Annotated in this window: 20 protein-coding genes; 6 read left to right on the forward strand and 14 right to left on the reverse strand. The window is 65.4% G+C overall.

Annotation, left to right across the window (positions count from 1 at the left end; genetic code table 11):
- Nucleotides 1-7: 7 nt before the first annotated feature.
- Genes BM115_RS22300 through pilM form a run of 3 tightly spaced genes read right to left on the reverse strand, consistent with a single transcriptional unit; the run spans nucleotide 8 to nucleotide 2420 of the window.
- Nucleotides 8-682 (reverse strand): type IV pilus inner membrane component PilO, encoded by a 675-nt coding sequence (locus BM115_RS22300; RefSeq protein ID WP_092299358.1) that lies wholly within the window; start codon nucleotides 680-682, stop codon nucleotides 8-10.
- A gap of 2 nt (nucleotides 683-684) precedes the next feature.
- Entirely contained in the window at nucleotides 685-1332 is a 648-nt protein-coding gene (locus BM115_RS22305) for a PilN domain-containing protein (RefSeq protein WP_092299361.1), read from the reverse strand.
- Between the two features lie 17 nt (nucleotides 1333-1349).
- The gene (gene pilM / locus BM115_RS22310; protein ID WP_177219987.1) at nucleotides 1350-2420 is read right to left on the reverse strand and encodes a type IV pilus assembly protein PilM; all 1071 of its coding nucleotides are present in this window, start codon (nucleotides 2418-2420) and stop codon (nucleotides 1350-1352) included.
- Nucleotides 2421-2876: 456 nt separating this feature from the next.
- Here pilM and BM115_RS22315 point away from each other — a divergent pair, with 456 nt between their 5' ends.
- Nucleotides 2877-5255 carry a penicillin-binding protein 1A gene (locus BM115_RS22315; RefSeq protein WP_092299365.1) on the forward strand — a complete coding sequence of 793 codons (2379 nt, stop codon included), beginning with the start codon at nucleotides 2877-2879 and terminating at the stop codon, nucleotides 5253-5255.
- Between the two features lie 90 nt (nucleotides 5256-5345).
- On the opposite strand, the gene cyaY is transcribed toward BM115_RS22315, so the two are convergent.
- Nucleotides 5346-5681 (reverse strand): iron donor protein CyaY, encoded by a 336-nt coding sequence (cyaY, locus tag BM115_RS22320; RefSeq protein WP_092299368.1) that lies wholly within the window; start codon nucleotides 5679-5681, stop codon nucleotides 5346-5348.
- Nucleotides 5682-5849: 168 nt separating this feature from the next.
- On the opposite strand from cyaY, the gene BM115_RS22325 reads away from it, so the two are divergent.
- Both BM115_RS22325 and lysA read left to right on the forward strand, forming a co-directional pair.
- Complete coding sequence (locus BM115_RS22325) at nucleotides 5850-6107, forward strand: LPS translocon maturation chaperone LptM (protein WP_092299371.1); 258 nt, start codon at nucleotides 5850-5852, stop codon at nucleotides 6105-6107.
- Nucleotides 6108-6138: 31 nt separating this feature from the next.
- Nucleotides 6139-7398 (forward strand): diaminopimelate decarboxylase, encoded by a 1260-nt coding sequence (gene lysA / locus BM115_RS22330; RefSeq protein WP_092299374.1) that lies wholly within the window; start codon nucleotides 6139-6141, stop codon nucleotides 7396-7398.
- Between the two features lie 45 nt (nucleotides 7399-7443).
- Here the strand turns inward: lysA and msrQ are convergent, their stop codons facing one another.
- From msrQ to BM115_RS22360, 6 genes are all read right to left on the reverse strand, one after another.
- Complete coding sequence (gene msrQ, locus BM115_RS22335; protein ID WP_092299500.1) at nucleotides 7444-8124, reverse strand: protein-methionine-sulfoxide reductase heme-binding subunit MsrQ; 681 nt, start codon at nucleotides 8122-8124, stop codon at nucleotides 7444-7446.
- 14 nt (nucleotides 8125-8138) lie between these two features.
- Nucleotides 8139-9149: a protein-methionine-sulfoxide reductase catalytic subunit MsrP gene (msrP, locus tag BM115_RS22340; RefSeq protein ID WP_092299377.1), complete on the reverse strand. Its 1011-nt coding sequence runs from the start codon at nucleotides 9147-9149 to the stop codon at nucleotides 8139-8141.
- A gap of 141 nt (nucleotides 9150-9290) precedes the next feature.
- The gene (locus BM115_RS22345) at nucleotides 9291-9719 is read right to left on the reverse strand and encodes a COG4315 family predicted lipoprotein (RefSeq protein WP_092299503.1); all 429 of its coding nucleotides are present in this window, start codon (nucleotides 9717-9719) and stop codon (nucleotides 9291-9293) included.
- Between the two features lie 214 nt (nucleotides 9720-9933).
- Nucleotides 9934-11157, reverse strand: coding sequence for a c-type cytochrome biogenesis protein CcsB (gene ccsB / locus BM115_RS22350; RefSeq protein ID WP_092299380.1), 1224 nt, complete (start codon nucleotides 11155-11157; stop codon nucleotides 9934-9936).
- A gap of 111 nt (nucleotides 11158-11268) precedes the next feature.
- Complete coding sequence (locus tag BM115_RS22355; RefSeq protein WP_092299383.1) at nucleotides 11269-13485, reverse strand: cytochrome c biogenesis protein ResB; 2217 nt, start codon at nucleotides 13483-13485, stop codon at nucleotides 11269-11271.
- Between the two features lie 164 nt (nucleotides 13486-13649).
- Nucleotides 13650-14309 carry a c-type cytochrome gene (locus BM115_RS22360; RefSeq protein WP_092299387.1) on the reverse strand — a complete coding sequence of 220 codons (660 nt, stop codon included), beginning with the start codon at nucleotides 14307-14309 and terminating at the stop codon, nucleotides 13650-13652.
- 396 nt (nucleotides 14310-14705) lie between these two features.
- Between BM115_RS22360 and yihA the strand changes: the two genes are divergently transcribed.
- From yihA to BM115_RS22375, 3 genes are all read left to right on the forward strand, one after another.
- Nucleotides 14706-15377, forward strand: coding sequence for a ribosome biogenesis GTP-binding protein YihA/YsxC (gene yihA / locus BM115_RS22365; protein WP_092299390.1), 672 nt, complete (start codon nucleotides 14706-14708; stop codon nucleotides 15375-15377).
- A gap of 281 nt (nucleotides 15378-15658) precedes the next feature.
- On the forward strand, nucleotides 15659-16651 hold the full coding sequence (hemB, locus tag BM115_RS22370) for a porphobilinogen synthase (RefSeq protein ID WP_092299393.1): 993 nt from the start codon (nucleotides 15659-15661) through the stop codon (nucleotides 16649-16651).
- A gap of 9 nt (nucleotides 16652-16660) precedes the next feature.
- On the forward strand, nucleotides 16661-17992 hold the full coding sequence (locus BM115_RS22375) for a magnesium transporter CorA family protein (protein ID WP_092299396.1): 1332 nt from the start codon (nucleotides 16661-16663) through the stop codon (nucleotides 17990-17992).
- Nucleotides 17993-17999: 7 nt separating this feature from the next.
- Here BM115_RS22375 and dsbD read toward each other — a convergent pair whose 3' ends face one another.
- The 4 genes from dsbD to rpoA all read right to left on the reverse strand — a co-directional run bounded on the left by dsbD (nucleotide 18000) and on the right by rpoA (nucleotide 22010).
- On the reverse strand, nucleotides 18000-19928 hold the full coding sequence (dsbD, locus tag BM115_RS22380) for a protein-disulfide reductase DsbD (protein WP_092299506.1): 1929 nt from the start codon (nucleotides 19926-19928) through the stop codon (nucleotides 18000-18002).
- A gap of 52 nt (nucleotides 19929-19980) precedes the next feature.
- Nucleotides 19981-20376 (reverse strand): divalent-cation tolerance protein CutA, encoded by a 396-nt coding sequence (gene cutA / locus BM115_RS22385; RefSeq protein ID WP_143093933.1) that lies wholly within the window; start codon nucleotides 20374-20376, stop codon nucleotides 19981-19983.
- A gap of 107 nt (nucleotides 20377-20483) precedes the next feature.
- A complete protein-coding gene (gene rplQ, locus BM115_RS22390) occupies nucleotides 20484-20879 on the reverse strand; it encodes a 50S ribosomal protein L17 (protein WP_011299296.1) in 396 nt (131 codons plus the stop codon).
- 150 nt (nucleotides 20880-21029) lie between these two features.
- Entirely contained in the window at nucleotides 21030-22010 is a 981-nt protein-coding gene (rpoA, locus tag BM115_RS22395; RefSeq protein ID WP_092299399.1) for a DNA-directed RNA polymerase subunit alpha, read from the reverse strand.
- Between the last annotated feature and the right edge of the window lie 85 nt (nucleotides 22011-22095).

The following is a 22095-nucleotide window of genomic DNA, read 5'->3' on the forward strand; positions in this document are numbered from 1 at the left end:
AACCGGCTCACTTGGCACCTCCCTTGGCCTTCTTGGCGGCAGCGTCCGCGGCGGCGCGGCGTTGGGCCGCCTGCTCGTCCGGATCCAGGGCGCGGTAGGCCATGGCCTGCGCTTCCATCGACAACGTGCCGTCCTTGGCCACCGCCATGTTCAGGTTGCGCATCGAAACGATCCGGGAGAGCGCCGCCACGTCCGCGTTGAACAGCGCGACGTCGTGGTAGCGGCCGGTGACCTTCAGGTTCACCGGAATTTCGGCGAAATACGACTTGACCACGGCGGCCTGCGGCTTGAACAGCTCGAACTGGAGGCCGCGCGCCACGCCGGCGTGGTTCACGTCGGCCAGCAGCGCATCCATCTCGGTGCTGTTCGGCAACTGGCGCTCGGCCAGCGCCACGCGCTTTTCCACCTCCGTCTTCTGGGCGCGCAGCGCGTCCAGATTGGCCACCTGCGCCACCTTGGTCTTGAACGACTGCTTCAGCGTCTCGTGCTCCGCATGCTTGCGTTCGAGTTCGGTGTTCTTGTCGCTCCAGTAGAACTGCCAGCCGACCACCAGCACGATCACGGCGGCCAGCGCCGAGAACAGCAGGCGCGGCGCGGCCGGCCAGGTCTCGGGCTCGTTCAGGTTCAGGCCGCGGAACTGCGCGGTCAGGTCATTGAGGGAAATATCCGAATTGAGTGCCATGATCAGACCTTCCCCGCTGCAGGTTTGGCCGCGGCATCGGAGGCGGCGCCCTTCTTCTTGTCGCCAGGCACTTCCGGCGCGCGATAGGAGAACCGCATCGAGAAATCAAACAGCCGGCGCTGCTCGCGCAGGTTGTTGGTCATCGTCACGGCCTTCGATTCCACCAGTTCGGCGCGGTCGAGCCACGTCACCTGGTCGATATTGCGCAGCAGTTCGGACACGCGTTCGTTGGACTGCGCCACGCCAGCCATGACAAAGCTGTCGCCGGTCTGCTTCAGGCTGGTCAGGTAGACGCCTTCCGGCACCTGGCGCACCAGCTCTTCGAGCAGCTGCACAGGCAGGTTGCGCTCCGCCTGCAGGCTCTCGATGGCGCGCTGGCGGTCCAGCAGGGCCTCGATATCCTTCTTGAGCGTGTTGACCTCGCGGATCTGGCCATCCATCTGCGTGTTGGCCTGCTGCAGCACGGCGTTGCGCGCCGTCACGGCCTCGATCTGCGAGTCGATATAGAACCCGCCGATCAGCACGATGACCGCCCCGGCGGCTGCCGCGCCGCCCAGGAGCGAATAGACCTTCTTGCGCCGCGCGGCCTTGCGGGCCTCGTGATACGGCAGCAGGTTGACCGACGGGATGGTGTTCGTCGTCGTGGACATGCTTCTCCCCCCGTGGGTTATTGCAGCCCGCGCAATGCCAGTCCCGCACTGACGATGTAGGCCGGCAAGTCGCGCTGGAGATAGCGCTCGTTGACGTTGCCTGCGGTCATCATGTTGGCGAAAGGATTGGCCAGCGTGGTAGTGATCTGCGTCTGCTGCTGGATGGCGGCCTGCACCCCCAGCAGCGAGGCATGTCCGCCCGAGAGCAGGATCTCGTCGACCCGGCCCAGGCTGGAACTGGCTACGAAATTGCCGATGGCGCCCTGCACTTCCATCGCCAGGGCTTCCAGCGACGGCTTGAGCAATTGCGCGCGCCACGCTTCAGGCAGCGTGTTCTTGCGCTTCTTGATCTCGGCCTTGAGGGCATCCAGCGTGAACATGCGCGCGGCGCTCTGCGTGAGCTGGTCGCCGTAGCTGTTCAGTGGCTGTTCGTAGAGTTCCTTCCAGCCCTGGTAGAAGATCGCCTTGGAGCGACTGCCACCGAGGTGGATGACGGCGACCACGGGGAGATCCTTGGCATCGGTCTCGGTCAGGGAGGACGGCACGCCGAGCATCTGTACGACCGAGCGCTGCACGGCGTACTCCTCGACATCCATCACCTGCGGCTTCAGGCCAGCCATTTCGGCCGCCGTCACCCGCTCCTGCACGCGATCGCTGTTGGCGGCCGTCACGCGCACGCCAATCCCGCCTTCGGTCTCGTTGGGGCCAATCACCGCGAAGTCGAAATTCACCGCCTGGGAAGGCGGATAGAGGCGGTGCGCCTCCGATTCGACCTGCGAATAGAGTTCGTCCTCGGACAGGTTGTCCGGAAGACTGACAGTCTGAGATTCCGTCAGCATGGACGGCACGCCAAGGACAACGTCCTTGGTACGAATACCGGCCTTGCCAAGGGCTCGCTTCAGCGCGATGCCCACGGCCTCGATGTTGACGACGTTGCCATCGGCAACGGCGTTGCGGTCCAGCAGTTCGCTGGCGCATTTTTCCAGCCTGAAGTCGTGTTTGCCCGCCCCAACGGACAGCTCCACGACCTTGACGCTGGACGACCCGATATCTACGCCGACCGTAGTCCGGCGCAGAAGACCCGACAAGATGCCCCGTCGCAAGGTGACCCCCTGACATTTGAACTCGCCCACGGCATGACTGCTCTAATGGGGCGAGCCAGATTAGTTTCTTGGATGAAACGTTTGCTCTTTTATGTTCGTGGATTCTCACAAAAAGCAGAGGCGCGCGCAATGTGCCGATCTGACCACGCTTTCTTTTTCAGACGGGCCGCGCGAAAGCGTTGCCAAAATCCCACGGTCCACCTCAAGCCCGTTACAGAGCGTCGCGCCACCGCATCGGTCACCCTCGATCCGGTCTCCCGGCCAACACGCCTTCGCGACACCCGCCAACCCGCCCTGCGCCGAAGACCTGCGCGCCGTGACAACCTGATCTCAACAGGATTACATCTTGTAACAGGGCGATAGCGCCTTTTGCGGCACGGCGCACCGGGGACGCCCCATCCCCGACGATATAATCCGGGCACTCTGATTAGGTAAACCCTTATGGCCACAGCACAACAGAAGCCGTCCCTTCCCGTCCGCCGTCCGCTCTGGGCGCGGATCATGTTCGGGCTGATTGGACTGCTTGTCGCCGGGCTGGTCGCCGTGGCGTTGCTCGTGGGCTACGCGCTGGTCGTGGCCGCGCCCAACCTGCCATCGCTGGACACCATCACCGACTACCGGCCGAAGATCCCGCTGCGGATCTACACGGCGGACAACGTGCTGATCGGCGAGTTCGGCGAGGAGCGCCGCAACTTCGTGCCGATCACCGAGATCCCGGACGTCATGAAGAAGGCCGTGCTCGCGATCGAGGACGACCGTTTCTACGAGCACGGCGGCGTCGACTTCGTGGGCGTGCTGCGCGCCGGGCTGGCCAACCTGCGTGGCGGGCTGTCGCAGGGCGCCTCCACCATCACCATGCAGGTGGCGCGCAACTTCTTCCTCTCGAGCGAGAAGACCTACACGCGCAAGATCTACGAGATGCTGCTGGCGTACAAGATCGAGGCGAACCTGACCAAGGACCAGATCCTCGAGCTGTACATGAACCAGATCTACCTGGGGCAGCGCGCCTACGGCTTCGCCAGCGCCGCGCGGGTCTACTTCGGCAAGTCGATCAAGGACGTGACGCCGGCCGAGGCCGCCATGCTGGCTGGCCTGCCGAAGGCGCCGTCGGCCTACAACCCCGTGGTGAACCCGCGCCGCGCCAAGGTGCGCCAGGAATACATCCTCCAGCGCATGCGCGACCTCGGCTACATCACGCCGGCGCAGTACGACCAGGCCGTGCGCGAGGAGTTGAAGGTGCGCGGCGAGGGTAACGAGTTCTCCACCCATGCCGAATACGTCGCGGAAATCGTGCGCCAGCTCATGTACGCACAATATCGCGAGGAAACCTATACGCGCGGCCTCAACGTCTACACGACGCTGAACAAGGCCGACCAGGACGCCGCGTACGACGCGGTGCGCGGCGGCATCATGACCTACGAGCGCAAGCACGGCTATCGCGGCCCGGAGGCGTTCGTCGACCTGCCGTCGAATCCGTCCGAACGCGAGCAGGCCATCGACGACGCCCTGGTGGAGCACCCGGGCAGCGACGACCTGCGCTCGGCCGTGGTCACCAGCGTGACGCCGAAGCAGGTACGCGCCACGCTGCTCTCGGGCGAGGTGGCGACGATCGAAGGCACGGCGCTGCGGTTCATCGCACCGTCGCTGTCGGCCAATGCCCAGCCCAAGGTCAAGATCCGCCCCGGCGCGATCATCCGCGTCACGCAGGATGCCAAGGACAACACGTGGTCCGTCACCCAGCTGCCTGAGGTGGCGGCCGCCTTCGTCTCGTTGAATCCTGAAGATGGCGAGATCCGGGCGATGGTCGGCGGCTTCGACTTCAACCGCAACAAGTTCAACCACGTGACGCAGGCGTGGCGCCAGCCGGGCTCGAGCTTCAAGCCGTTCATCTACACGGCCGCGCTGGAGAAGGGCTTCTCGCCCGCCACGGTGATCAACGATGCCCCGCTGACGATCGGCCCCGACACCGGCGGCCAGGTCTGGGAGCCGAAGAACTACGACGGCAAGTTCGAAGGCCCGATGACGATGCGCCGCGCGCTGGCCAAGTCGAAGAACCTCGTATCCGTACGAATTCTTCGCGCGATCGGCACGCAGTACGCGCAGGACTACATCACGCGGTTCGGCTTCGAGGCCGACAAGCACCCGGCCTACCTGCCGATGGCGCTGGGCTCCGGCGCGGTGACGCCGCTCCAGATGGCCGGCGCCTACTCGGTGTTCGCCAACGGCGGCTATCGCGTCAATCCGTACCTGATCCAGCGCGTGGTGGATTCGCGCGGCAACGTGATCTCCGAGACCCGTCCGCAGAAGGCTGGCCAGGACGCCGTGCGCGTGCTGGATGCGCGCACCGCGTTCATCGCCGACAGCATGCTGCGCGAGGTGGTACGTAGCGGCACGGCCAACCCGGCCAAGCAGCGCCTGGGCCGCAACGACCTGGCCGGCAAGACCGGTACCACGAACGATGCCGTGGATGCCTGGTTCGCCGGCTACACGCCGAAGCTCGTGGCGATTGCGTGGATGGGCTACGACCAGCCCAAGAGCCTGGGCGTGCGCGAAACCGGTGGCGGCCTGGCGCTGCCGATCTGGGTCAGCTATATGAGCAAGGCGCTCAAGGGCGTGCCCGAGAGCCCCGACCGGCAGGCGCCGGAAGGCGTGGTGATGGTGGCCGGCGACTGGACGCTCGAGGAGAACGCGGCGGGTGCCGGCGTGGCATCGGTGGGACTGGGCGATCCGTGGCCCGGCAAACCCGACGAGAGCGCGCGTCCGGCGCAGGATACGGAAGCCGAGAAGCGCAAGATCCTGGAGATGTTCGGCGGCGCTTGAACGCCTGATCGGCATCCGGACGGTAATTTTCGCCCCAACAAAAAATCGGCCCACTCGGCCGGTTTTTTGTTGGCTGGGGCCGGCGCTGCCTTAGCCGAGCGTCAGCGTGACGCCCGCTTGCTGGCTCATATAGGTGGAGAGCGCCGCGTACAGTTCGGCGCCGCTGCGCGTATCCATCCACTTGGCGCCGTCGTGGCGGAAGTGGAAACCGCCGGCCTTCGCTGCCACCCACAGCTCCTGCATCGGCGCCTGGCTATTGACGATGATCTTCGAGCCATCCTCGAATTCCAGCTCCATGACATTGCCGGTGCGGTTGATCTCGACATCGGCGTCGGCCGCGTCGGCGGCGGTTTCGATGTCGGCTTCCAGCCGGTCCAGGGCCTTGCCGGCCAGTACCAGGAACTCGCTTTCGGTGAGGGGGGGCATGCTACACTCCAAGGCCGCCGGCAGCGCGCCCGGACAGACGTCCCGGGTCGCGATCCGGCTGGCGGAAAAATGGAAAATTGTCGGGACTTGCCGCGGATTCCTGCGGATTCCGGGCCGTTTCGCCAGCCATCCAGAAAGTCACCCCAAGCCATCCAAGGCATTCAGACAATGAAGGACTCCCCGAAGCTGCGTCGTGGTGCGATTGTATCGGCGTTTGCCGCCGTACTCGCGATGACCCTGACCGGATGCGGCGTTCGCGGCCCGCTGACCATGCCCCGGGTACCGCCCGCCCCGACCCCGCCCACGGTGCCCGATCCGGGCCTGGGCCAGGCGGGCGCGGTGGCACCGGCACGGCCGATGGGCGAACCCGCCACCAGCGCGCCGGTTCCTGCCGAGCCGGCCACGAACACGAATTCGACGAAGTAACCTGGGCGCCTCGCCCCTCCGCACGCAGAACATGACTGATTTCTTTACCCGCCGCGACGGCGCCCTGGCCGTCGAACAAGTGTCGCTGGCCCGTATCGCGGCCGAGTTCGGCACGCCGACCTACGTCTACTCGCGCGCCGCGCTGACCACGGCCTACCAGGCCTACGCCGCCGCCTGCAAGGGCCGCAACGCGCATGTGCAGTTCGCCGTGAAGGCGAATTCGAACCTGGCCGTGCTGCAGGTGTTCGCCCAGCTGGGCGCCGGTTTCGACATTGTGTCCGGTGGCGAACTGCTCCGCGTGCTGGCCGCCGGCGGCGATCCGCGCAAGGTGGTGTTCTCGGGCGTGGCCAAGAGCGAGGCCGACATGGCGCTGGCGCTGGAGCACGACGTACGCGGCTTCAACGTCGAATCGATCCCCGAACTGGACCGGCTGAACGCCGTGGCCGGCCGGCTGGGCAAGCGCGCGCGCGTGTCGCTGCGGATCAATCCGGACGTGGATGCCAAGACGCATCCCTATATCTCAACCGGTCTCAAGGGCAACAAGTTCGGCGTGGCGTTCGAGGACGTACTGCCGACCTACCGTGCCGCCGCCGCGCTGCCGCACCTCGAAGTGGTCGGCATCGACTGCCATATCGGCTCGCAGATCACGGAAGTGGCGCCCTATCTGGAGGCGCTCGACAAGGTGCTCGACGTGGTGGAAGCGCTTGAGCGCGAAGGTATCCGTCTGGACCACATCGACGTGGGCGGCGGCCTGGGCATCACCTATGCCGATGAAACCCCGCCCGATATCACCGGCTTCGCCACCACGCTGCTGGACCGCGTAGCAGCACGTGGCCATGGCCACCGCGAGGTGCTGTTCGAGCCGGGCCGCTCGCTGGTAGGCAACGCCGGCGCGCTGCTGACGCAGGTGGAATTCCTGAAGCCCGGCGCGGCCAAGAACTTCTGCATCGTCGATGCGGCGATGAACGATCTGGCGCGCCCGGCGATGTACGAGGCCTACCACCGGATCGAGCCCGTGGCGCCGCGCGCCGACGCGCCCGTGACCTATGACGTAGTGGGCCCGGTGTGCGAATCGGGCGACTGGCTCGGCCGCGACCGCGCGCTGGCCGTGCAGCCGGGCGACCTGCTGGCGGTGATGTCCGCCGGCGCTTATGGTTTCGTGATGAGTTCCAACTACAACACCCGCGGCCGCGCCGCCGAGGTGATGGTCGATGGCGACACCGTGCACCTGGTGCGCGAGCGCGAACTGCCGGCCGACCTGTTCAAGGGCGAGCACCTGCTCAAGGGCTGACCCAGCGGCGCCCCTCTCCGCACGGCGGGGGGCGCGCCATCCTCGCTACGCGGCGCGCTTGCGCGCCCACCACCACATCCGCAGGCCCAGCAGCACGAACACCACGGCGGCGTAGATCGACACTTCGCTGAAGTCGTTCTTGCCCGCCTTGTGCCACCAGAAATGCAGGATGCCGAGCACGGCGATCGCATAGATCGCTTTGTGCAGCGCCTGCCACCGCTTGCCGCCCAGCCGCTTGACCATGCCATTGGTCGACGTAGCCGCCAACGGCACCAACAGCACGAACGCAGCAAACCCCACCGTGATAAATGGACGTTTTGCGATGTCCTTGATCATGTACGCGACGTCGAACCCGCGGTCCACGCCCAGCCACAACAGGAAGTGCTGCACGGCGTAGAAGAACGCAAACAACCCGAGCATGCGCCGCAGCTTGATCAGCCAGTTCCACCCCGTGAAGCGGCGCAGCGGCGTGATGGCCAGCGTGACGCAGAGCATGACCAGCGTCCAGGTTCCGGTGGATCGCGTGACGAATTCAAGCGGATTGGCGCCGAACTGCGCCGTGGCGCCGAGATAGAGCAATCGGGCGAACGGCAGCAGCGCCAGGATCCACACCAGTACCTTGACGGCGCGCACGCCCGACGGCGACAGCGTCGCCAGCCCGCCGGCGCGCGGGGCGGGCGCAGCGGCGGCCGACGCACGCGGCGCCGTGGCTTGATTCGCGATCATGTCCGGCTCCGCCATCAGAAGTTCTTCTTCAGATCCATGCCCTGATACAGCGACGCCACCTGCGCGCCGTAGCCGTTGAACGGCAGCGTCTTGCGCTTGGGCGCGAACAGCGCGGAGAAACCGCCGCCGCCCTTCTCTTCGCCGATGCGCCGCTCGGTAGCCTGGCTCCAGCGCGGGTGATCGACGTCTGGATTCACATTCGAATAAAAGCCATATTCATTCGAAGCGGCCAGGTTCCAGCTGGTCGGCGGCTGCTTGTCCAGGAAGCGGATCTTAACGATCGACTTGGCGCTCTTGAAGCCGTATTTCCACGGCAGCACCATGCGCACCGGGGCGCCGTTCTGGTTCGGTAGCACCTCGCCGTACAGGCCGAAGGTGAGTAGCGCCAGCGGGTGCATCGCCTCGTCCATGCGCAGCCCTTCGCTATACGGCCAGTCGAGCACGGAACTGCTGATGCCAGGCATCTGCTTCTTGTCGGCCAGCGTGATGAACTGGACGAACTTCGCGCCGGGGAGCGGTTCCACGCGGCGGATCAGCTCGGCGAGCGGGTAGCCGATCCACGGAATCACCATCGACCAGCCCTCCACGCAGCGCAACCTGTAGACGCGCTCCTCCTGCGGGGCGAGCTTCACGAGTTCGTCGATGTCGTAGACCTTCGGCTGCTTGACCAGTCCTTCCACCGACACCTGCCACGGCCGGGGCCGCAGCGTGCCGGCGTTGCGGGCCGGGTCCGACTTGTCCGTGCCGAACTCGTAGAAATTGTTATACGTGGTCACGTCCTCGTAAGGCGTGCGCTTCTCGGTGATCACGTAGGTGTTGTTCGGCGTGGCCGCCAGGCGCTGGCCCTTGCCCGGGTTGCCCTGTGCAAACGCCTCACGGGCGAACCACGGCGTCAGCACACTGCCCGCGGCGCCGGCGGCGGCCATCGCGAGCAGGCGGCGGCGCGACTCGAAAATATGGCGCGGGGTGATTTCGGACGTGGCGATATCGTCACCACGAAGCCATTTGGGGGAAGGGATCAACATGATGGGAGCGTTCCTGATGGCCGCATGTTCTGTTGGACATGGGGCTTGGTCGGATGGTGCGGGGAAACCTGACAACTATTTCCCCGCCGTTTGCCGTCCGACATCTCCCCGGACGTGGCCCGGGGAGCAATGCGTAGACGGTCAGGGCTTGGCGACGTGCCAGACGTTATTGAGGTTATCGCCGGCGCGGTCGCCAGCCTTGGCATCCTTGGCGAAGCGATACAGCGGCATACCCTTGTAGGCCCACTGGCGGGTGCCGTCGTCACGCGTGATGATGGTGTAGCTGCCCGTGCCGCTGGTGCCCGGTTCCGCCAGCAGTGGCGGCCAGTTGGTCGCGCAAGTGGCGTTACAGACACTCTTGCCGCCATTCGCCGGGTCGCGGTCGAACGTGTACAGCGTCAGGCCCTGCGGATCGGTCAGCGCGCCGTTCGTCACCTTGACGGTCGGAGGCATGTTGCCGCCGCCCATGCCCATGCTGGAACACGCGCCCAGCAGCACGACGGACGCGGAAGCCACGGCCAGCAGGGCGGGACGCAGCAGCGATGCAGCGGTGTGACGATGAGTGGTCATCATTGGGTCTCCTTTTCTCCAGGGCGGCGCCGCCAGTCGACGCCGTACTTCCTCAGTAAACACCTGATGTGATCCGTTTATTCCCGAAAAGTAAAAAAAATGTGGTGCAGGCGTCAATAAAAGCCCAATGCAGCACTTTCTACCGGGTAGCCACAAAGAAAAAGGCCCGCTTGAGCAAAGCGGGCCTTCGTCGATCAAGCGGGAGACCTCAGCGTCAGAGTTCGCCGTAGCTATGCAGCCCCGACAGGAACATGTTGACGCCCAGGAACGCGAACGTCGTGACCAGCAGGCCGACCAGCGCCCACCACGCCGCCATCGTGCCGCGCAGGCCCTTCATCAGACGCATGTGCAGCCACGCCGCGTAGTTGAGCCAGACGATCAGCGCCCAGGTTTCCTTCGGATCCCAGCTCCAATACCCGCCCCAGGCCTCTGCGGCCCAGAGCGCGCCCAGGATGGTGGCGATGGTGAAGAACGCGAAGCCGACCGCGATGGCCTTGTACATGACGTCGTCGAGCAGCTCCAGCGACGGCAGCCGTTCAGCCAGGATCCCGCGCTCCTTGAGCAGGTACGCCACCGACACCATCGCCGCCAGCGCGAACGTGCCGTAGCCGATGAAGTTCGCCGGTACGTGGATCTTCATCCACCAGCTTTGCAGCGCCGGCACCAGCGGCTGGATCTCCTGCGCGTTGCGGGTGACCGTGTACCAGAGCAGGAAACCCACCGCCGCCGACACCACCAGCAGCACGAACGGCCCCATCGCGCGCGTGGCGTAGCGGCGTTCGTAATAGAGGTAGAACAGCGAGGTGATCAGCGTGAACAGGACGAAGACTTCGTACAGGTTCGAGATGGGAATATGGCCGATGTCCGCGCCGATCAGGTACGACTCGTACCAGCGCACCAGCAGGCCCGTGAAGCCGAGCACCACGGCCGCCCACAGCAGCTTGCTGCCAATACTCGAGCCGGTATCGGACCGCGCGAGGAAACCAACCCAGTAGAACAGCGTGGACAGGTAGACCAGCGCGCTCATCCACAGGATGGCCGACTGGCTCGACAGGAAGTACTTGAGGAAGAAGGCCTGCTCAGCGCGAGCGAGGTCGCCCTGGTAGAGCTGGATCGCGAACAGCGCCAGCACGGCCATGCCGACCATCAGCGGCCGCACCGCCTTCCAGTGCCAGCCCAGCAGCGCGAAGGTGGGCACGGCGGCCACCAGCACGGCCTTGTCGTAGACATTCATCCAGGCGCCGTAGCGCGTGAGCGCAAACCCGGCGCCCACCACCAGCAACAGCGCGAAGGCCCAGTCGAGCCAGCCCAGCCGGCGCAGGAACGAGGGTTCGAGGTAGGCCTCCGATGCATCCGCCATCGAGGCGTTGGCGGCATTGGAAGCGTTGGCGCGCGACGGGTTCAGGCCCGGGTTGGCGTGGTTGACATTGGACGACATGACATTCCTGCTCTATTTCCTGCGCTTTTGGGAGTTATGCATATGTACTATATCGATCGCACCCGCATATCACCGGGCATTGATGCCGTGAATCCCGGTGATCGGTGCGCATCAATGTGCCGACGAATCGGCTGAGGGGTGCGACGGGTGCGTCCCCGGCGATGGCCCCGCGCCGGCTGCGCGTCCGATATCGTCGCGCAGTGCCGTGAACTCCTTCTCGAAATCCATCGTCCGGCGCTGCGTCGACATGGCCATCAGCACATGGCTGCCGGCCTGCTGCGCCGCATTGTCCGGCCCCTGCGCGGCACTGTCCTTGATCCAGATCCACACGCGCCGCTCGCGGATGTAGAACATCGAAAAAACGCCAAGAACGAGCAGCAAACAGCCAAGATACACGATGTTTTTGCCCGGCGCACGCGTCATCTGGAACACGCTGGCCTTGATCTGCTGGAAGTCATCGAGCTGCAGGAAAACCGGCGCGCCGTAGAAGAAACTGTCCGACAGCGTGTTGATGGCCTGCTGCAGGAAAGCGCCGCTTTTCGCGTCGTTCGCGATGGCCGGCAGGTCGTCGCGCTCACGCGACAGTTGCCACAATTCCCACATCGAGCCATTGAGAATCCTCAGCAGCACATCGGCCGCCTTCTGTTGCTCGGCGGGCGGCACGGACTTTTCGAGGAACGCGGCGATGGCGGTGAAGCCGCCCGGCGGCGCATCGGGCGCGCTGCGCGTGGCGCCGGCGAACAGGTCCATCGCGCGCTGGGCGCTCTCGGCGAGTTGCTTGCGCAGCGTGTCCTTATCGGCGCCAGGCATCGAGATGGCCGCAAAGCGGCGCGCGGCTTCGCCACGCATCGCGCTGTCCTGCAGCGCCGCGCGCAGGCGCATCCAGTCGCCCACGCCGTTCTGGTCGTCGGCCGGAATGCGCAGGTAGCGGAACGCCTCGCTCGGCGACTCCCGCATGCCGGCCAGGAACACCGACTGGCCCTCCAGCTGCACCGGCACCATGTAGTTGTTGTATTCGCGCGCCTGGCCGGTGCGGTCGCGCAGCTTGTATTGCACCGACGGGCCGACGTTGCGCAGCGTCTTCTCCTTGTCCGTGCTGGCCGCCGCGCCCAGGTGCTGCTCGAGCGTCTGGTTCAGCGACTTGCGCGCCACGCCCCGAGCGTCGGGCTTGCCCGAGGCATCGGTGACGTTCTCGATATTCATCAGTCGAAAATCACTGAATTCGACGGTCAGATCCTCCTGATCCGCCCCGGTACCGGTGCCAGCCAGCTTGGCGTTGCCGCCGACCGTGCCAGCCAGCGCGAAGGTGCGGTGCGCCGCGCCCGACATCGGATAGCCCACGAACTTGAGCTTGGAGCCGCCATCCTCGAAGCTCGACTGGTAAATTGCCACGCCATCGACGATCAGCGGCTCATTGACCTTGATCGTTGCCTCGGTCTGCTTGCCCGTGGCGCGGTCCGTCACCACCACATCCGAGGCGAACAGCTTCGGCATGCCCGTGGTGTAGTAATCCACCGAAAATTTCTTGAGCGTGATCGTGAACGGCAAGTCCTGGACCAGCGCGCCATCGGCAATGTTCAGGATGGCCGTGGACACCGTGGCGCCCTCGGGCACGAAGGCATTACCCCGGAACCCGGGGTTGCTGGCCGACAGGCGGTGCTTGGCCGGAATCTCGCTGATGATGGCGTTGCCGTCGATTGGGCTCTTGCCGCCGAACCACATCTGGGCGCGGATCAGCATGTCGCCATCGAGCAGGCCGCCGATGCAGATCACCACGATGGACGTGTGCGCCAGGATATAGCCGAGCTTGTTCGCTGCCCCGGCCTTGGCCGCCAGCAGCGTGGCCCCCTCGTGTGCCACCGGCTTCACGCGGTAGCCACGGTTGCGCAGCAGCGCGGTCAGCCTGCCCACCGCCTCCTCGCGGCCGCGCGGGGCCTCGTACTCGGCACGATGGTGGAACGCGCGCAGGCTGCGTTCGCGCACATGGTCTTTCCACGAGCGCATGTCGGCAATCATCCGCGGACCGTTGCGGGTGATGCACAGGGACGTGGAAATCACGAGGAACGCCAGGATCAGCAGGAACCACCAGGAACTGTAGACCTTCTGGAGCGACAGCGCGTGGAACAGGTCCGCCCAGAACGGCCCGAACTGGTTGACGTAGTTTGGATACGGCTCGTTCTGCTTGAGCACCGTACCGATGATGCTGGCGATGGCGATCACCGTCAGCAGCGTGATGGCGAAGCGCATCGAGGACAGCAGTTCCACGCCGTCGCGCAGCACACGGTGGGGGGTCTTCAGGTGCAGCCCTGAAGTGGATGGGGTGGACATGGGCGGTGACAGGTTTCTGGGTAATGCCGGTGCAGCATGCGGCTGACGTCGCAAAAACATGAAAAAAGGGTGGTCCCGCTTGCAGGCAGGGCCACCCTCTTCGATTGTTGCCCGCGCGTCCGGTTCACCGCTGGAGGTGCCGTGGCGCGTGGGCCGGTACGACTTTAACGGACGCCAGCGACGTAATCCGCCACGGCCTTGATCTCGGCATCCGACATCCTGGCTGTGATCGTGCTCATGACCGAATTATTCTTACGGGTGCCCTGGCGGAACGCCACCAGCTGCGCTTCGGTGTATTCAGAATACTGGCCGCCGATGCGCGGGTACTGGGCCGGGATGCCGGCGCCGGTCGGGCCATGGCAGGCCGCGCACGCGGGCACGCCCTTGGCCGCGATACCGCCGCGGTAGATCTTCTGCCCGGCCTCGATCGTATCCTTGTTCTTCGCCGTGGCCGGCTTCAGCTGCTGCTTGGCCAGGTACGCACCGACGTCCTTCATTTCCTGATCGCTCAGGGCGGAGGCATACGGCGTCATGATGGCGTTAGTACGCGTCTTGGCCTTGAAATCGGAGAGTTGCTTGTGGGTGTACTCAGCCTGCTGGCCTGCCAGCTTGGGATTGGCGGCCGCGCCGCTATTGCCGGCGGCGCCGTGGCAGGAGAGACATGCGGGAACATTGCGATCGGGCGCGCCCTGGGTGTACAGCGTTTCGCCCTTGGCGGGATCAGCCTTGGCGGCGGCCTGCTCTGCGGCAGATGCCAGCCCTGTCATCGCGGCGGCCGGAACAGCCAGCGCCATGACTCCCAGAAGTTTCGCAATGCGGTTCATTCGCACACACCTTGTCAGAATTGTTATGAACACCGTAATGCATGCCGATCTGCCCCTGCTGGCGGTGAGGACGCGCCTTATTGCAAGGGCCTGAGCATCGTGCATCCGATCATGATGGAACGGGATACACGAAGGTGCCCCGGACCGGACAGGACACCCTGCACTACAACCCGCAAGGATGCCACACGTCACCCGCTCAGGAGACCGTAAACCGGGTTATTGTACAATAAATCGCTTTCCGGATTGACTTGGCTCAGGTCTTGGCCCTGCCCGTGTGGCACCGGCGCACCAGCCGTCCCGGCTCCCCTTCCCGCGGCGCGAGCATTCCGCCCGCGCGCCCCCGGCGCGCGCGCTCGTCCGCCTCAACGCCTCACCGTGCTTCAACGCACCACCCGCATGTCGCTCCTACACCAGGCTCGCTTCTTTATTACCGTCAACCACCTCCGCGACCTGCCCGCCACGGCCGTCCCCGAGGTGGCCTTCGCCGGCCGCTCCAACGCCGGCAAGTCGACGGCCATCAACATCCTGTGCAACCAGAAGCGGCTCGCGTTCTCCTCGCGCACGCCCGGGCGCACGCAGCACATCAACTATTTCTCGGTGGCGCCGGTGAAGGTACCGGACCCGCAGGCCTTCCTCGTCGACCTGCCCGGCTACGGCTACGCCGAGGTGTCCGGTTCGGCCAAGTTCCACTGGCAGGGCCTGCTGTCCGACTACGTCCAGACGCGCCAGCAACTGGCCGGCCTGGTGCTGATGATGGACGCGCGGCGCCCCTTCACGGATCTCGACTGCCAGATGGTGGAGTGGTTCCTGCCCACGCGGCGGCCGATCCATGTGCTGCTGACCAAGGCCGACAAGCTCACGAACAATGAAAACGCCAACGCCCTGCGCGAGACGCGTCGTATCCTGGCCGAGTACTCGACCCAGATGGACAATCCCCCGCCGATGAGCGCCCAGCTGTTCTCGAGCCTCAAGCGTCGCGGCATCGAGGAAGCCCAGCGCGTAGTGGCCGGATGGTTGTCCTTGCCCGAGGCCCAGCCGCCCGTGGCCCCGGAGGCGCCCGCCGCCTGAGCCGGCGGGCCGCCATCGAACCGGCAAAAAAAAGCCCCGTTGCAAGCAACGGGGACGAACTTTCCCACCGGTTCAGGGCGGGTACCCGCTCAGGGAGGAGTAGCGGGGGACACCCGCGCTGCGCGAAGCAACACAAGGTGTCCGCGAGTATGATAGCGGGCAGGCACAAAAGTTTAGTTTTTCTTTCGGCGCGCGATCGAGATGGCTGGCCGCGGGGTTTCGCGGTGACGCGCGCCCCGCATTCGTCCCGCTTCCGTTCAGAAATCTGCCTCGATCCCGACATGTCCACTTTCCCCGAGTACCGCCCCCGCCGCATGCGTCGCGACGACTTTTCGCGCCGTCTGATGCGTGAAAATCGTCTCTCGCCCGACAACCTGATCTACCCGGTTTTCATCCTGGAAGGCCAGAACCAGCGCCAGCAAGTGGCGTCGATGCCCGGCGTGGAGCGCGTGTCGGTGGACTTGCTGCTGCCTATCGCCGAAGACTGCGTGAAGCTCGGCATTCCGGTGATCGCGCTGTTCCCTGTGATCGATCCGTCGATCAAGACGCCTGATGGCATCGAGGCCACGCGCCTCGAAGGCCTGGTGCCGCGTGCGGTGCGCGCGCTGAAGGACCGCTTCCCCGAACTGGGCGTGCTGACCGACGTGGCGCTGGACCCGTACACCAGCCACGGCCAGGACGGCGTGCTCGATGACAACGGGTATGTGATCAACGACATTACGGTCGAGATCCTGGTCAAGCAGGCACTCGTGCAGGCTGAGGCCGGCGTGGATATCGTCGCGCCGTCCGACATGATGGATGGCCGCATCGGCGCCGTGCGCGCGGCGCTGGAAGACGCCGGGCACATCCACACGCGCATCATGGCGTACTCGGCCAAGTATGCGTCGGCGTTCTACGGCCCGTTCCGCGACGCGGTGGGCTCGGCGGCCAATCTGGGCAAGGGCAACAAGATGACCTACCAGATGGACCCCGCCAACACGGACGAGGCGCTGCGCGAAGTGGCCCAGGACATCCTGGAGGGCGCCGACATGGTCATGGTGAAGCCCGGCATGCCCTACCTGGACATCGTGCGGCGCGTGAAGGACGAGTTCCGCTTCCCGACTTACGTCTATCAGGTGAGCGGCGAGTACGCCATGCTCAAGGCGGCGGCGCAGAACGGCTGGCTGGACCACGACAAGGTCATGATGGAGTCGCTGCTGGCGTTCCGTCGCGCCGGCGCCGATGGCATCCTGACCTATTTCGCGCGCGACGCCGCGCGGCTGCTGGCCGGCTGATCCCCTCGCATGCAACTGCTTGGCTTCTCGGCCAGCCAGGTCCATCCACTGGCCACGCTGGACGAGGCCCACGACTTCCTGGCCGGCAACGTCGCCGCGCGCTTTGTCTGGGCCGACTTTCTCTTCGACGAAGTCAGCCCGGCGCCGGCCGCGTGGCGCGATCGTCTGGCGGGCCTGACCGGCTCGCCGATCCACGACCTGCACCTGGTCGATGCCATCAATCCCACGCATCCGTCGTTCTTCGACACGACCAATGCGTACGACATGATGATCTTCCGCAAGCTCACGTTTGAAACGAGCAGGCTCTTCGCGGAAGCCGACGCTGCGCACGCTGGCGCCGGCGGGGTTGCATTGGGCGCAGCAGTGAGTACGCCCGGAGCCTCGGTTATGCCGGCGGCGGGGATGGCTGCCGTGGCGGGCTCGCCTGCGGCAACCGTGCCAGTGGCGCCTGCTGCGCCACCCGCCGCCGCGCCGCAGAAGCCCGCGCGCAAGTATCCGGCCGGCTTCCTGCCGGCGCTGGCCCGCATCGACACCCAGCCCGTGACCTTCTTCGTCTTCGACAGCGTGCTGGTGACGGTGCGCCCCGGGCCCTCCCGGACCGTCGACCAGGTCCGGCAGCGGCTGCTCGAACTATGCGGCGCCCCTCGCCCCGTCTCCGCGCGCGCCAATGGCCAGACGCCGCTCGTGCATGGCGTGCGGCCGCCCACGCGACCCGAGGACCTGATGCTGCGGCTGCTCAATGCGATGGTGGACCGCTACCTCGACCTGCGCGCGCCACTCACTCGCCAGCTGGACCGCTGGCAACGCGCCCTGCTCAGCACCCAGAAGAACTTCTCGAGCTGGGAAGGTCTGCTCGACGCCCGGATCCAATTGCGCCGGCTCGAGCACCTGAGCGAGGAGCAGCGCGACGCGCTCCAGGAATTCCGCGACAGCCTGCTCGACAATCGCTACAGCAGTAACGATCCTGCCGTCGGCGACGGCGGCGAAGGCACGGTGGTGGCGGGCCGCGATGAGGTCCTGCTGGTCCGCATCGCGGACCTGATGGAGCACATCCTGCGCGTACTGGCCCACGCCCGGCGACTGGAGGACTCGATCGAGTCGGCAGTGCAGATCCACTTCTCGGCAGTGGCCCATCGGACCAATCGCACCATGCGCACGCTGACCGTCATCACCGCGCTGTTCATGCCGCTGACCCTGATTACCGGCGTCTTCGGCATGAATTTCGATCGAATGCCGTGGCTGCGGGAGGCGAACGGGTTCTGGTGGTCGATCGGCCTGATGGGCGGCGTGGTGGCCACCATCGGCACGATCTGGGCGATTGGCCGCTGGCTGGACCGCTGACGCTGGTTCAGGTACGCGTCTTGGGGCCGAGCGCGCGCTCGAGGCTGTCCAGGAAGCGCGTGGCCGTCTGATAGCCGATCACGCGGACCGGGCGCTCGCGCCCATCAGGGCCGAACAGGATGATCCCAGGGGGCCCGAATAGCCCGAAACGCTTCAGCAGCGCGCGGTCGTCGGCATTGTTGGCGGTGACGTCCGCCTGCAACAGAACGACGTCGGTAAGCCTGGCGCGCACCTTCGCATCCGGAAAAGTCAGTTTCTCCATTTCCTTGCAACTCACGCACCAGTCGGCATAGAAGTCGAGCAACACCGGCCGACCACTGGCGGCTGCCTGCGCCACGCGGGCGTCAAGTTCTGCCACCGAACGGACGCGCTCGAATCGAATGTGATCCGCACGCGCCTGCGGTGCGGTACCCGAAGTCACCACCCCGAGGTGGGACAGCGGCTGCAACGGATCCCGTCCGCCCGAGGCGAGCCCCACCAGCTGGATCGCACCCGCCAGCGCGGCCAGCAGGCCCAGGCCCTTGCCCAGCCGCATCAGTCCGCGCGGGTCGGGGCCAAGCGCATCGAAAGCTCCCAGATAGACCGCCGCCACGACTAGCAGCGCGGCCCAGGCAACCATCACGGCCCACACCGGCGCCACGGGCGTCACCATCCAGAGCGCGACGCCAAGTAGCAGAAATCCGAAAAAGCGCTTGGTAGCCTCCATCCACTTGCCCGCACGGGGCAGCAGGTTGCCAGCACCCACGCCCACCAGCACGAGGGGCACCCCCATGCCAATGGCCATTGCGAAGAGCGCCGCACCGCCGGTGAACGCATCGCCAGTCTGGGCGATATAGGCCAGCGCACCGGCCAGTGGCGCGGTCACGCACGGGCCGACGATCAGTGCCGAAATCGCCCCCATGGCCGCAGCGCCGAAAATCTGGCCGCTCTGGCGCTGGTTTGAGGATGCCGTGAGCCGTGTCTGCCAGCGCTGGGGCAGTTGCAGTTCATAGAGGCCGAACATCGACAGCGCGAGCGCCACCATCAGCGCGGCGAATGCGCCTAGCACCCACGGGTTCTGCAGCGCGGCGGAAAGCCCTTCGCCGGCGAGGCCGGCCGCCACGCCCACAGCGGTGTAGACCACCGCCATCCCCAGCACGTAGGCCAGAGAGACTAGCAGCGCCCGACCGCGCGTCACATGCTCGCCCACAACGATCGACGACAGGATAGGCACCATCGGCAACACGCACGGCGTGAAGGTCAGCAGGAGCCCCAGTCCGAAGAACAGCGCGGCGATGAGACCCAGATTGCGGCTTGCCAGCGCCCCGGCAATGCGATCGTTGTCATCCCGCAGTGCGATGGCCCCGGATGTGACCGGCGGCGCCTTAGCGGATGCAGCAGGCTGGTCAGGCGTTGCCGGCGCCTGCGTGGAAGGTGCGGGTGTCGTACGGTCGCCGAACAGGTTGCCGAGCACCGACCCGCCCACCTTGTAAATGCTCTCCATCGGCGGATAGCAGAGCCCCTTGTCCGCGCAGCCCTGCGAGGTCACGACCAGCGACCAGCTGCCATCGGCGGGGGCCTGGACCACAGGCACGCGCACCACCACGCTGCCGCGATAGGTCTCCATGTCCTTGCCGAAGGTCTCGTCGAAATGAACCTGGCCCTGCGGCAACACTGGCGGCCCGAGCTTGATCGTGGCCGGCTGGGTGGCGAACGCAAACCGCTCGCGGTACATGTAGTAGCCATCGGCCACATCGAAGCGGACTTCGATGGTCTGCGGGTCCACCTGCTTCGCCGCGAACCGGAATGCCTTCTCGGGCGGCAGGAAATCCTCCTCGGTCGCGGCATGGGCCACGCGCCCGAGCATCAGGCAGGCGCACAGCATCAGCAGCATTGCGACGATTTGCCGCACCCGCCGACCCTGCATTTGCCATTCCGCAACGGCGTTCCACCCCATGCCGATGCCCGTTCCCGTCGATCCCATGTCGCTTTTCCGATTCTTCAAAGTGTTAGCGCGGCGCGTTGGCGTCGCCAGTGGGCATGCCGCTGGCTTCCTCCCGCACCCAGGCCAGATATGGCGCAAATCCTGCTCCAACCGGCCACGCGACGAGCTCCGGCACATCATAAGGATGCTCGGCGCGGATCACCGCCTCAAGGGCCGCATACTGGACGCGCGTGGTTTTGATCAGCAACGGCCATTCCTGCGCCTGCTCCAGCTTGCCCTGCCACCAGTACTCGGACTGGCACGGCGCGAGCCGGTTCACGCAGGCCGCCACGCGGGCCGCCAGCACTGCCCGTGCCAGGCGCGCCGCCGAGGCCTCGTCTGGCAGGTTCGTCATCGCCACGAGCACCGATTCTGCCGCCTCGCCGGCCGGCTGGATATGAGCGGATTCTGAAACGGTCATGTCATTCTCGGAAAACGTCGCCAAAAACAAAAGAGCCAGGCAAAAGCCTGGCTCAATTGTAAAGCGGTGCTCGATTGCCCGTCAGCGAGGACGGGCACGGCTATCACTTATTCCGCAGCTTCTTCAGCCGGGGCTTCGGTGATTTCCGGACGATCCACCAGTTCGACCAGCGCCATCGGCGCGTTGTCGCCCTGACGGAAGCCGAACTTCAGGATACGGGTGTAGCCGCCCGGACGAGCGTTGTAGCGCGGGCCCAGTTCGGTGAACAGCTTGGTGACCATGTCGCGGTCGCGCAGACGGGCGAAAGCCAGACGGCGGTTGGCAACGGTGTCCTTCTTGGCCAGCGTGATGAGCGGCTCGACAACCTTGCGCAGTTCCTTGGCCTTGGGCAGGGTGGTCTTGATCAGCTCGTGCTGGAACAGCGAGTTGGACATGTTGCGCAGCATCGCGAGACGGTGCGACGAGGTGCGGTTCAGTTTCCGCAAACCATGACGGTGACGCATGATGATTCCTTTCGATTTCAGTGTTTGACCAGCTCTTCTATCGCCAATGCAAAGGCACGGGCGCGGGCCGGTAGTGCTTCAATGCCGCAGGCAACATGCCCTTGGCGCGATGACAGGCGGGACCCCGTTGCCGGAATCCCGCGCCGCCAATTACTTCTCCAGACCTGCGGGCGGCCAGTTCTCGAGCTTCATGCCGAGCGTCAGGCCACGGGAGGCGAGGACTTCCTTGATCTCGTTCAGCGACTTGCGACCCAGGTTCGGGGTCTTGAGCAGTTCGTTCTCGGTACGCTGGATCAGATCGCCGATGTAGTAGATGTTTTCGGCCTTCAGGCAGTTGGCCGAACGCACCGTCAGCTCGAGGTCGTCCACCGGACGCAGCAGGATCGGATCGATCTGCGGCGTGCGGCTCGAGGCGGCCTCGGCGGCCGACTCGGTACCTTCCAGCGCGGCGAACACCGACAGCTGGTCAACCAGGATGCGGGCCGACTGACGAATCGCTTCCTCGGGCGAGATCACGCCGTCGGTTTCGATGTTCATCACCAGCTTGTCCAGGTCGGTACGCTGTTCCACACGAGCGGATTCCACGGCGTACGACACGCGGCGGACCGGCGAGAACGACGCGTCCAGCACGATGCGGCCGATGACCTTGCCCGACTCGTCGCCGAACTTGCGCACGTTGCCCGGCACGTAGCCGCGACCTTGCTCGACCTTGATCTGCATGTCCAGCTTGCCGCCGGCAGACAGATGGGCGATCACGTGACCCGGGTTGATGATCTCGACGTCGTGCGGCAGCTCGATATCGGCAGCCGTGACAACGCCTTCGCCATCCTTGCGCAGCGACACCGTGACTTCGTCGCGGTTGTGCAGCTTGAACACCACGCCCTTCAGGTTGAGGAGCAGGTTGACGACGTCTTCTTGCACGCCATCGATGGTGGAATACTCGTGGACCACCCCAGCGATCGTGACTTCGGTCGGGGCATAGCCGACCATCGACGACAGCAGCACGCGACGCAGGGCGTTACCGAGCGTATGGCCGTAGCCGCGCTCGAACGGCTCCATCACGACTTTGGCGTGATGGTCGCCAAGCGGTTCGACGGCGATGATTTTTGGCTTGAGGAGTGCTGTTTGCATTAGGTTGTCCTTTTCAATACCCTCGGCTCGTTACACCGATAAGGCTGACGTTTGGAACCCGAAAATCCCATCGCACGATGGGCAA

Source organism: Cupriavidus sp. OV096 (assembly GCF_900115455.1).
Taxonomy (GTDB): domain Bacteria; phylum Pseudomonadota; class Gammaproteobacteria; order Burkholderiales; family Burkholderiaceae; genus Cupriavidus.